Genomic DNA, 11,630 nt, shown 5'->3' with positions numbered 1-11,630 from the left:
GCTTCTTCGGTCAAGATGCCAATGCGCGGACACTCGCTAGTACAAGACCAATCAAAAAGCCACATACAGCCCCGTTCACACGAATCCATTGAATATCTTTCCCAATTTTATCTTCCATCATCTCAATTAATGTCTCATCAGTGAGCCGATCCAGATTTTCACGCACAAGCGTGCCAATTTTAGAATGATTGCGGTTAATAAGCATGACAAGCTGACGCTTCATCCACCCTTCGAGGCGATCACATAGCCCCTGATCTTGTTTTATATCCGTGAGTAGACAGGATAAAAGAGGCAATGCTTGTCTATCCAGGAATGCCTCGGTCTGCACATACGCAAGAACCCGTTCCTTAAGCTGGGTAAGCATATCTGCAATTTTTTCTTCTAGATTAATACGGGTTACCATCACTTCCTTCGCATTCTCAACTGCTTTTTGCAATCCTTCATGCTCGCCTGCTCGCGCTAATTCTTCCCGTATATATAGAAGAACAGCCTGCCGATTTTTGTTTCCCGAACGACGCAAATTATCGCATCCGTGTACAATCAAGGTCTGTAAAATACTACCGAGCTTTTCTTCATTTACCATGCCCGCAAATGATTTAAGTGCGAACTGCATGAATCCATCAAGTTCTAGATTGTTCAGCGCAGAAAGTGCCATCGAGCCGAGCTTATGCTTTGTTTCTGTGCGCACCGCCCAATCCGACGCCCGACTTAAAGCAAAATCAAATAGCTTACTGTCATACTCACCTGCAATGGCTTCTTCAATCAGGCGATCCAGCAGCTGCTTCGTATCGATGCTGCGGATATAGTCGCGTCCCATCTGTGCAAGTATCGGTACAAATATCGCTGTGTCTATCGAGCGAATCACCCGAACGGCAATTGTTTGCACAGCTTCCCGAAAGGCTGAACCTGTCATTTCACTCTCCAGCAAATCAAGCAGCTTGTCCACCATATGAACTTCACGAATTTTAGCTTCAATACTTTCCTTTGTAAGCCAGTCATTCTCCAGTGTATGAACAAGCGCATCCGTAATTCGTTTACGGTTACGCGGTAAAAGCGCCGTATGTGGGATCGGAAGTCCCAGCGGATGGCGGAACAGTGCTGTGACAGCAAACCAGTCTGCCAGCCCACCGACCAACCCGGCTTCGAATCCCCCATTTATAATTCCGCTCACCAACCGATCATGAAAGGGGAGCGTTGCGGCAAAACCCGCTCCCATAATCCCCAGCGAGATGCCTGCAATATATTTTGCTTCTTTCTTCATGCCCCATCCTCTTCCGTGTTTTTTTCTAGCTTATCATATCTTACCCGCTCCTTGCATTCCTCTCTACATTCATACATTGCATTTCCAGTTATGGCATGATATAATGAATTCATCTTGAATAACAGTTGATGAAGTTTCCAATTCACATCTTATAAAGGGTGAGATTTTTGGGAAGACACTCTTTATAAGTATGTGAATTTTTTATTTGCTCCGGTAGATAAAAGAACTACATACTACTAGTTATCACTTTGGAGGTTTTGTACATGAATACAGGTACAGTAAAATGGTTTAACGCTGAAAAAGGTTTTGGATTTATCGAAGTTGAAGGTGGCAACGATGTATTCGTTCACTTCTCTGCGATCCAAGGCGAAGGATTCAAATCCCTTGAAGAAGGTCAAAGCGTTCAATTCGACATCGTTGAAGGCAACCGCGGACCACAAGCAGCTAACGTTGTAAAACTGTAATTGTATATCTGCGATAGCAGATTATAAAAAAGCGGGTGAGATTCTTAGGAGTCTCACCCGCTTTTTGCATATTGCGCATGGTACTTCTTGGATATATAATGTTTTAGGGATTTAGATAGGTACTTACAGGGGAGGAAACAAAATGAAAAACGGGAAAATTAACATTGTAGTCATCGGAGGCGGAGAAACAGGGAGTCCACTTTTAAAACAACTTGCCGAAGCTCCATTTGTTACAGTACTTGGCGTGGCAGACCTGCAAGAAGATGCACCAGGCATCGTATTTGCTCGCAATCAAAACATCCCGACTACAACGAACTTTATGGACCTTGTAGCACGCGGAGAAGAAGTGGATATTATTATTGAAGTAACCGGCGTTCCTGCTGTACGCGAACAGCTTCGCACCTTTATGCAGGAATCTAACAACAATCACACGATTATTATGCACGAAATGATCGCTGTTCTTATGATGTCATTATCCCGCGGCTCTTTGATTGATATGAAGCATGGCGAAGTAGAATACAACTAAGTATTCCGCACTGGCCTATTCTCTTCACCTCTTGCCTGCTCTCGCATATCGTGACAGTAGTACACGAATGCAGGGAGGAATCGATATGGACGAACAGAAACCGTCAGGCGAGAATATGGATTTTACACGCTCGATCGCTGATCTGCTTGTAACAGATATATTCAAGAGGCATGGCATTCGCCCGGACCGAGAAATTCCGGATGAACAAAAAGAGCAGATGAAGCGGATGGTGGAAGTTCTACAGCAGCAAGTTAACGAGTTTATCGAGAAAGAAAAAGAAGCAAACAACAAGACTACCTAATGAAAAAAGCCAGACTTATCAAATTTGATAGGTCTGGCTTTTCTCATTACCCTGCTTCGTAAACTCTAGTAATTTTTGTGCGTTTTCCTCAGTCTGTTTGTCTATACCAACTCTATAAAACTCCCATAGGATATAACAAATCCAAACAAGGAGGAAGATAAAAAATGAAAAGAAGACGTAAAGCGGTTTGCCGCCGTCGTCGCCATCGTCGCGCTATTCGTTCTGTAGAGGTAGTACGTGATTGTAGATTCAATGCACTTCGCGACTGCTTCCACCCGCTTGAGCGTGAAAGAGCAGAAGTAGAGCAGGCGGCTGTTCAGGAATCCGATACGATTCAAACATCTGATGAAGTGATTGTCGTCCGCAATTCCTGCGATGTTAAAGTAACAACTCGCGACACAAAAGCCGCTCTCAACCTGCAAGCCTCTCTCCAATTCGCGATCGCAGCTGTCCTTAGTGTATCAATCGCAGATGGTAATGTAGCGAACGAAATCTCGCAAGAGCTGTTCCAGAAATCATTCATGAAGCAAGCAAGCCACCACAGAACACTCGTTGAAAATTCCAAAGGGGTAACTGTCCATACAATCGATACCGATATCTCAGTTAACATCCAACTGCTCGCACAAATCCTGGCTGCTCTTATTGCAAAACTGAATATCTTATAAGCATCCAACGTGGATTTTGTATCCAACTTATAATAAAAGAACGCCTGGTTTCAGGCGTTCTTTTATTATTGGCTCGTTCTGTACTTATGAGAAGATTATTTCTCCAACGGAATCTTAATTTCCGGCAACGTAATATTTTTCACTGCGCCAGGTATTTTAGCTGAAGAGGTTGCACTCTTTTCCATGGACTCTCCTGACTCTCTCCATTCCCCATGATTTTCAGGGGTGTAGTTCCGTAGCTCGATATGAGGAGTAACAATAAGTTTTGTTGCTTTTTCATCAAGCTTTTGAAACGTTTTTGTCCAGGCCAAATCATATTTGCTTTTTCCTCCTCCGCCATTTCCCTGACCCGCATAAACGTTGCCCAAATCATCTGTAACGGTCAAGTCCACATACACATCATCCCAATCCCTCTGCATCTCTTGTTGGACTTTTTGGTCATAATACACAGTGAAGGACATTGGCGTCACGGCTACCTTTTCAATATTAACTCTTATGCCAGCTTGCTCAGCGCTATCGTTTACCAGTTGTATCTTCTTCTGACTTGCTTTTACGGAGAGATTGAAGTTCCAAGGACCTTTAATTTCATCGGCCTTTGTCTGTGTATCTGGTATGATCCCCTCTACATTCCAATTAAGATGGATCTCTTTATCTTCCTCACTGTTCTGATTCGTGTAGGTATCTATACCAACATAAGAATTCTTATCAACCCTTGAAACCTTTGAGCTTCCTGTCATTCCATTTGCACCCTTTATCTCTGAATGATTTAGAAGATTTGGATGCTCGCCTAAATCTCTATCGCTCTCAATGGAATATGTTACAAATACAGTTTTTCCGTCAAAAACAGCATCCTTGATCGTGATGCCAATACCGTTTCTTTCCTTAGTCATATTCATTTCATGTGCATTCTCTTGATAGTTGTCGTATAAACCGCTCCGCCCCTCGTCCAAGAATTTAAAAATATTCCCGATCAATGGAATACGCTCAGCATAAGTAGGATAGGCAAAGCAGGCCAAAGTTGCGGAAAGAGTCATCGCGATGGAAGCAATTGCAGCCTTCTTCTTCCAAATTGTTTGCTTTTTATGGATTGAACTTCTTAAAGCTTTTTTGACCTTCGCCTTTTCAAGTTCGCTAACTTCCATCTCTTCAAAATCCTGATCGTTGAGATCGATATTATTCAGTAATTCATAAATGTCTTTCATGCGAGATGGCCTCCCATCTTAAAATTGGTGATTTCTTGCTTTAATTTCTTTTTACCTCGATAGATTCTGTTATGCACAGAAGCGACTGTCAGTCCAAGCCTTGCAGATATTTCTTCAGATTTTAATCCTAAAAAATACTTCATGATAAAAATGTCCCGACCCACGGGCTCCATCTGGTTAATGAGCCGAATAAGCTCGGTGCGATCTTCGCGCTCAATCAACTCGTCCTCAATGGATGCTGCTTCACTTGTCTCAACATGCTCTGAAATCAACTCTACGCGTTTCGTCGCTTTTCTGTAGTAATCAATTGCCTTAAATTTTGTGATGGCACATACCCATTTTTTGAAATCGGTGGCATCTCCGTGAAACTTGTTCGCATTGTTCCAAATGGAGAGAAAGACGTCGTTGATACACTCCTCTATGACACCATCCTGTTTGATGGGAAAGAGGATCTTGTGCGTAACTCCCTTTACTAAGGGTAAATACTTATCCACGATAAACTCTAGAGCATCTTCTTTTCCGAGCTGCAATCGTTTTATGAAATTCGTTTCATTAGACCTCATGTAACAGTTCCCCTTCTTCTTTGTAAAAGCTTTTACACCTTATATAACGAAGCTAAATAAATTTACTCTCATTGATCATGCAGAATTTTCATAAAAAAAGGACCTGCAAACGCAGATCCTTTTCACCCTAACACATTCTGAATAAATCTTTCTAAATCAGTAACATCGGTAATATTCTTGTTACATTCATGACTGTTAATACACATATAATTACCAACGGCTTTATAATAATCAGGCGAATTAGATACTCTTGCTTTGGATATCGCTGAGACTAAAGCAACTTCTCCGTATCCTTTACATAACGAGCACATGTCTTTCCTATTTGTGAGGGTGTATTTACCCTCCACACCAATTATTTCTCCATTCAAGTTATAAATAATGAACAATTTGTTTGTAGATATATCTATCCAACCAAGGTACGTTAACGAACGGAAATCGATCGTTCCTAAATCTGGCATCTTTAGTTTCTTATTCTTGGGGAATAATTTCTTGATCTGTTTCTCTGTAACTCGTGGAAATTCTACCAAATATGGTACTAAGGAGCCTAGATACTCCCGAAACTCTTCCTCGATCTTTAATGTAGAAATTTTCTCCATCATTTGTTTTTGGATATCCGTAGCATCAGGAAACAATTGTACTATTTTAGACCCTGCACTAGACTTTACTGCTTCAATTACCGCTGGATCAAGAACTGTATTGGAAGCATGTCGTAGTAACTTCGTCTGTTGCTTAATAAAGTTATATTGATGATTTCGAATAAAAGGTTCCATGTTCATCACTCCTATTCACTTTACTTTAACGAATTCGCTTATTTTATGAAATGTAGAAAATGATTAGGAAATGAAATCACCATATAAAAAGCACTGATGATCTATTCTTACATCATCAGTGCTACAGTCCCTACTTATTTAGAATAAACAATTTTTTTAATCGTTTCGATTGCGAGGCAATGTTCCTCCGCTAATTGATGAATCGTGCTGCCACTTTTAAACGCGCTTTTAATCAAGGTATTTCTGTCATCAATTAACTTTCTCCCACCAGAACGCGCACCCCACTTTTGATAAGTTGTTTCTGGTTTAGGAATATATATGGTTTGTCCTTGAACATACTTTTGAATTTCTACTAGTAGCTTTTCGGGTAAAATAGCGGTTGCTTTTACATATTTCATTTCTGCTCGCCCCTTATTCTTTTTTTAGAATAAAAATAAGGTGCAAAGCCGAATACTAGAAATTTGATATAAGCTTACCTGGGCGATTTTATTTTATCCACCCCATGCAAAGTATCGCCTTTCCAATACTGGGCTTTGCATGAGACGCTGCAGACTCTGGCAATCTAATCTGATTTGCCATCTTTACACCCCCCAAAAAAAGTTTTCTGTCATAATCATTATAAAATAAATGGAGCCTTATTGCATCCTGTTGCTTTGTAAATAATTGTATCCCTACTTTTGTAATCGTAACCTTATTTCCCTGCTGTTCCTTGCTTGCCACATCCCTCACCGAACTTAATTGAATGCAGCTTCCCACCGGTTGCCCAGTTCTCCCGATCATATTCATCAAATACGACTGTTACCCATTCCGGCGCGACATCGAGCAAACGAGCTGCTTCCCTTGTAATTGTTTCTGCAAACGCCTGTTTTTGCTCTACTGTTCGGCCTTTAGCCAGTTTAATGTTTATGTACGGCATCATTTTCCCTCCTCATTCACTTATCCAAATTAAAGATGCCTTCCACCTTCGTTTCTAAAAATCACGTTCACATTACCGTATCGCAAAGTATTTTAATTCCGGTTTTCATATCTTCTATACTTGTATACGAAAAAGTCATTCTAATATGTTGTTGTGTTACTTCATTAGGAAAGAAAGCAGTACCAGATAGAACAGAAACACCTTTTTCGTAAGATTTTCTTACAACCTCATCAGCATTTTTCCCTTTCGGCAATGTTAGCCAAATATTAAGACCCCCTTCTACATTTCCCCACTTCAGATCGCAAGGCCCATATTTATCCAAAGTATTCAGAGCTACTTTCAGGCGCTGCCCTAATTTTTCTCTTACAATACTGAAATTTTTATCTGCTAAACCTGATCGTAAGTAGGCAGCTAATGTATATTGCGATAACAATGATGTACCTGAATCATGTAGTGATTTCATCGCTAATAACCGATCAAATATTCGCCCCTTCGCCGAAAGGGTTGAAATACGAGCGCCGGGAGCAATCGTTTTACTGAAGCCCTTAATATAAATAACAGTGCCTCTCGTATCCATTTCATAAATAGGTACAGGAGGTGGAGCATTATAATAAATATCACTCCAGGGATCGTCTTCAAGTATGAGGCATTGATACGATTCAGCAATATGTAATAATTTTTCTCGTTCAGCTTCACTCATGACTCTTCCAGTTGGATTATGAAAAGAAGGGATGATATAAAATAACTTCGGCGTCACTTTGTCACATAATTTAATTAATTTATTAAATTGAATCCCCTTGTTATCCGTAGGGATCTGTATAATTCTAGCCCCCTGCACGCGGAAAACATCGATCGCTGCCGGATAAGTCGGAGCCTCCATGAAAACAACATCTCCTGAACCAACAAATGTGCGGGCACAAAGATTTATAGCTTGTTGTGATCCTCCCGTTAATATAATTTCTTGCGGATTTTGATTCAAATAATCACCAACAATATTTCGAACCTGTTCCTCCCCTTGAACATTCCCATACGACAACAACATGGATGGATTTTGTATCAGTTCTTCCTGAACTCCTTTTATCAGATCGTCAGACGGAAGAAGATCAGGATGAAGAGAAGAAAAAGATAGCGAAATTAATTGATCAGGAACAAGCAGCCTGCTAGTTTTGTGAAATTGCGCCCGCGGAACATAATCTACCAACATACTTTGCCAGTCCCATTCATTAGGCGTAGAGCGATCTTCTATATTGGATTGTACGTATGTGCCTTTTCCGTGATGCTGAACAATCCAGCCTTCCGCTTGTAATTGATGATAAGCGTTTACTACGGTCATCTGACTGACATGCAGCTGCTTAGCAAGTTGTCTTACTGATGGAAGCTTTTGTCCAGGAGCTATCATATTCGATCGAATGCGATCCTGAAATCCCGATACAATTTGACTAATCAGGGATTCACTGTCTTCTCGGTTAATAGGTATATGCATAGTAATCTCCCCACCACTGTTCTATTTTATAGTTTACTGTTCTGCTACCCCAAATGCTATATTGCACATAAATCTACAAAACAGGGGGGCCAATCATGAATACACTTACTTCATGTGATGTACAGGTTTCAGAAATCATCCAAAAAGAATTTGAACGCCAGCAATCTCGTATTGAATTAATTGCCTCAGAAAACTTTGTTAGTAAAGCTGTATTAGAAGCTGTAGGAAGTATTTTAACGAATAAGTATGCAGAAGGGTATCCAGCCAAGCGTTATTATGGGGGATGCGAATTTGTAGACGTGATCGAGAATATAGCACAGGAAAGAGCAAAAGATTTGTTTGGTGCCGAATATGCAAACGTCCAGCCACATTCCGGATCACAGGCAAATATGGCCGTTTACTTCGCATGTTTACAACAAGGAGATACGGTGTTAGGAATGAATTTGTCCCATGGCGGCCACCTTACACATGGCAGCCCTGTAAACTTTTCTGGTAAGCAATTTACCTTCATCGAATATGGCCTACATCCAGAAACGATGCGAATCGACTATGATCAAGTACGACATTTAGCGCTAAAACATCGACCAAAGTTAATTGTTGCCGGAGCAAGCTCATATTCTCGGATTATTGACTTTGAAATATTTGGTTCAATCGCAAAAGAATCCGGAGCACTTTTACTAGTAGATATGGCTCATATTGCTGGGCTTGTTGCGGCAGGACTTCACCCAAGTCCTGTTCCCTTCGCAGATTTTGTAACAACCACAACACATAAAACATTGCGCGGGCCTCGCGGGGGAATGATTCTCTGTAAAAAAGAACACGCGAAAGCGATTGATAAATCTATTTTCCCTGGGATGCAAGGTGGTCCTTTAATGCACGTCATTGCTGGTAAAGCTGTTGCACTTGGCGAAGCATCACAGCCAAGCTTTAAGGAATATGCAAAAAATATCATCGTTAATGCTCAAACATTAGCTGAAGAATTAACAGGAAGAGATTTTAATTTGGTATCTGGAGGTACTGATAATCATCTCATTCTTATTGATTTACGAAACTACCACCTCACAGGTGAAGAGGCAGAAAAGATATTAGATGAGGTGTGGATTTCCACTAATAAAAATTCAGTACCGTTTGATACACTAAGCCCATCCGTAACAAGCGGAATACGTGTTGGTACACCAGCTGTAACAACACGAGGAATGAACAAGCAAGCTATGAAGGAAATTGCTAGTTTAATGGAGCAAGCTCTTAAGAATCCATGTAATGACACGATTAAACATAACGTTCGTAACCATGTCACGGAACTTTGCGCCACGTTTCCAATATACACGGAGCTGTGCAAATCATAATAAAAATCAGCTATCCTTTCTGTGAACCTTCACAAAAGGATAGCTGATACCTCATTCTTATTCAGAGAATCACACCGTACGTGCAGTACGTCGATCCAGCATCACGCTCCAAACAGTCAGTATAATACCAACGAGCGTAATAAGCGAAGCTGACCATGGTATAGCCGATAACCCTAGAGGACTATCAACCACCAATCCACCGACGAAAGCGCCGATTGCGTTACCCATATTGAAGGCAGAAATATTAAGCGTTGACGCTAGCTCTTGTGCGTCCCCCGCTTTCTGTAGCACTCGCATGTTGAGCGGCGCAATAATGCTGTAAGCGCCAATACCCCAGACGAATACAGTGACAACAGCAGCGGCTTTGTGATGACTCGTCAAAGTAAAAATCGCCATAGACACCGAAAGTAATGCCATACCGCCAAATAAAGTGGGTAAAAGCTTTCTATCAGCCAACTTACCTCCTAGTAAGTTGCCGATCATAGAGCCAACACCGAAAATAAGCAAAATGACGGAAATTGACCCACTAGAAAAGCCCGATATCCGCTCTAAAATGGGCGTAATGTAGGTAAACCCAGCAAATGTTCCTCCGGTTCCGAACACTGTCACCAGAAGAATCAAAAGGAAGGCAGGACGGCTTACAATGCCCATTTGTTCTTGCAAAGAAACACCTCTCGCACGCGGCAGTTCTGGAATCTGTTTTATAATCCCTAGCAATACCACAGCTGAAAGCAACGTGATCAAAAGAAAAGGAAAGCGCCAGCCGAGCTGTTGACCAATGAACGTACCGAGCGGAGCACCAAGTATCACCGCTACTGTCAGCCCTGCTCCAATCATCGCGATGCTTCTTCCCTCCTTACCGGGCTCAGCCAAGTCCTTAGCGGTGACGACGATGATGCCGAAAAGAGTCCCATGTGCGAAAGAACTAATGATTCTCCCTATTAGCAGTACCTCATAAGAAGGGGCTAACGTACAAAGGATACCACCAACAATGAATATACCTAAAAACAGGCTCAGCAGTGTCTTACGAGGAAGCGTGCTGGTCACAGCTGTTAAAATCGGTCCGCCAAATACGACGCCAAGTGCGTACCCAGTAACAAGCATTCCCGTAGTCGAAATCGATACACCGGTCTCGTTTGCAATAGGCAACAAGAGCCCCATCGGGAGCAGCTCAGCGGTGCCAATCGCAAATACAGCTAGCATTAAGAGCCATAACGCAAACGTTCTTTCTCGGCTGGTAAGATCATTTATCCTGTCAGTCGTACAGATCCTTTGACCCGGCATCATTTGTTGCCTCCGACAATCGGCATTTGACTTTCGGTTACATACAGAAATTCGCTACCTTCTTGGGGCGATAAATAAACTTCCCTGCTTGGCATTTCTGAACTTATTTGATAGCCATTCCTCTCAATCCATGAACCAAGATCAATACTCACTGGCGAATCGGAGTCTGGACGACTCATGTGAGTCACTGACGCAACGGTCATTTCCGGGAGTATTTTTGTCTGAAACCGGGCTGTGTCCGGCAATGTGCGTGGAGTTTGGCAGGCAATTTCCAGATGGATGCTGCTTTCGCATTCTGGACAACTGTGCCATACCACCATGTAAGAAACTGGAAACGGTAGCCCATTCCACTTTAAATATTCATCGATCTCTTCGAACAACCTGGGGATATTTGCTCTGCTTGTAGTCTCTCTAATCGATACAGCCAGTAACGGTTCGACCTTCTTAACCAGAACTTCATGACGGGGCACACCGTCTCCTCTCCGTTCAATCTGTTCCAGCCTTGCCTCTATACGTCTCAAACGCTCCATTTCCGACTGAATCAGCGACTGTACTTCTGCCTGCTTGAGTCGAAACATACCGCGAATTTCCGTAGGAGACACATCATCACTCAGAAGCGGCTTAATTTGCTCCAGTGTAAAGCCAAGATCCTTAAACGCTAAAATCCGATGCAAACGAAGCAGCTGATCACTCGTGTAATAACGATAGCCACTTTGTTGATCTGTATAGGCAGGTTTGAGTAGTTCAAGCTGGTCATAAAAGCGTAATGTTTTGGCCGGAACTTGACTCAATTTAGAGAATTCACTGATCTTAAACATGATCATCTTCCTTTCCTAGTATTTATCATGA

14 protein-coding genes are annotated in these 11,630 nt (G+C 41.9%); 5 read left to right on the top strand and 9 right to left on the bottom strand.

Annotated features, from left to right (window positions below; all coding sequences use genetic code 11):
* Nucleotides 1-10: 10 nt before the first annotated feature.
* A complete protein-coding gene (locus PO771_RS04990; protein ID WP_272562182.1) occupies nt 11-1,261 on the bottom strand; it encodes a DUF445 domain-containing protein in 1,251 nt (416 codons plus the stop codon).
* Between the two features lie 263 nt (nt 1,262-1,524).
* On the opposite strand from PO771_RS04990, the gene cspD reads away from it, so the two are divergent.
* The 4 genes from cspD to PO771_RS04970 all read left to right on the top strand — a co-directional run bounded on the left by cspD (nt 1,525) and on the right by PO771_RS04970 (nt 3,217).
* The gene (gene cspD, locus PO771_RS04985; RefSeq protein ID WP_272562181.1) at nt 1,525-1,725 is read left to right on the top strand and encodes a cold-shock protein CspD; all 201 of its coding nucleotides are present in this window, start codon (nt 1,525-1,527) and stop codon (nt 1,723-1,725) included.
* 142 nt (nt 1,726-1,867) lie between these two features.
* Entirely contained in the window at nt 1,868-2,251 is a 384-nt protein-coding gene (locus PO771_RS04980; protein ID WP_272562180.1) for a hypothetical protein, read from the top strand.
* Nucleotides 2,252-2,336: 85 nt separating this feature from the next.
* A complete protein-coding gene (locus PO771_RS04975; protein ID WP_272562179.1) occupies nt 2,337-2,552 on the top strand; it encodes a hypothetical protein in 216 nt (71 codons plus the stop codon).
* A 164-nt stretch (nt 2,553-2,716) separates the two neighbouring features.
* Nucleotides 2,717-3,217 carry a spore coat protein gene (locus PO771_RS04970; RefSeq protein ID WP_272562178.1) on the top strand — a complete coding sequence of 167 codons (501 nt, stop codon included), beginning with the start codon at nt 2,717-2,719 and terminating at the stop codon, nt 3,215-3,217.
* A 95-nt stretch (nt 3,218-3,312) separates the two neighbouring features.
* Here the strand turns inward: PO771_RS04970 and PO771_RS04965 are convergent, their stop codons facing one another.
* The 6 genes from PO771_RS04965 to pdxR all read right to left on the bottom strand — a co-directional run bounded on the left by PO771_RS04965 (nt 3,313) and on the right by pdxR (nt 8,151).
* On the bottom strand, nt 3,313-4,419 hold the full coding sequence (locus PO771_RS04965; RefSeq protein WP_272562177.1) for a DUF4179 domain-containing protein: 1,107 nt from the start codon (nt 4,417-4,419) through the stop codon (nt 3,313-3,315).
* On the bottom strand, nt 4,416-4,982 hold the full coding sequence (locus PO771_RS04960; protein WP_272562176.1) for a sigma-70 family RNA polymerase sigma factor: 567 nt from the start codon (nt 4,980-4,982) through the stop codon (nt 4,416-4,418). The genes PO771_RS04965 and PO771_RS04960 overlap by 4 nt, the downstream gene beginning before the upstream one ends.
* A 122-nt stretch (nt 4,983-5,104) precedes the next feature.
* A complete protein-coding gene (locus tag PO771_RS04955; protein ID WP_272562175.1) occupies nt 5,105-5,752 on the bottom strand; it encodes a FusB/FusC family EF-G-binding protein in 648 nt (215 codons plus the stop codon).
* Nucleotides 5,753-5,886: 134 nt separating this feature from the next.
* Complete coding sequence (locus PO771_RS04950) at nt 5,887-6,150, bottom strand: CD3324 family protein (RefSeq protein ID WP_272562174.1); 264 nt, start codon at nt 6,148-6,150, stop codon at nt 5,887-5,889.
* Between the two features lie 293 nt (nt 6,151-6,443).
* Nucleotides 6,444-6,671, bottom strand: coding sequence for a tautomerase family protein (locus tag PO771_RS04945; RefSeq protein WP_272562173.1), 228 nt, complete (start codon nt 6,669-6,671; stop codon nt 6,444-6,446).
* A 64-nt stretch (nt 6,672-6,735) separates the two neighbouring features.
* On the bottom strand, nt 6,736-8,151 hold the full coding sequence (gene pdxR, locus PO771_RS04940) for a MocR-like pyridoxine biosynthesis transcription factor PdxR (RefSeq protein ID WP_272562172.1): 1,416 nt from the start codon (nt 8,149-8,151) through the stop codon (nt 6,736-6,738).
* A 95-nt stretch (nt 8,152-8,246) separates the two neighbouring features.
* Here pdxR and PO771_RS04935 point away from each other — a divergent pair, with 95 nt between their 5' ends.
* Entirely contained in the window at nt 8,247-9,497 is a 1,251-nt protein-coding gene (locus PO771_RS04935; protein ID WP_272562171.1) for a serine hydroxymethyltransferase, read from the top strand.
* A 69-nt stretch (nt 9,498-9,566) separates the two neighbouring features.
* Here the strand turns inward: PO771_RS04935 and PO771_RS04930 are convergent, their stop codons facing one another.
* Nucleotides 9,567-10,784, bottom strand: a complete 1,218-nt coding sequence (locus tag PO771_RS04930) for an MFS transporter (RefSeq protein ID WP_272562170.1) — start codon at nt 10,782-10,784, stop codon at nt 9,567-9,569.
* Complete coding sequence (locus tag PO771_RS04925; RefSeq protein WP_272562169.1) at nt 10,781-11,599, bottom strand: MerR family transcriptional regulator; 819 nt, start codon at nt 11,597-11,599, stop codon at nt 10,781-10,783. Before PO771_RS04925 ends, PO771_RS04930 begins: the two co-directional genes overlap by 4 nt.
* Nucleotides 11,600-11,630: the final 31 nt, after the last annotated feature.

This window comes from Aneurinibacillus uraniidurans, from assembly GCF_028471905.1.
GTDB lineage: Bacteria > Bacillota > Bacilli > Aneurinibacillales > Aneurinibacillaceae > Aneurinibacillus > Aneurinibacillus uraniidurans.
This window is presented reverse-complemented; position numbering and strand designations above follow the sequence as displayed.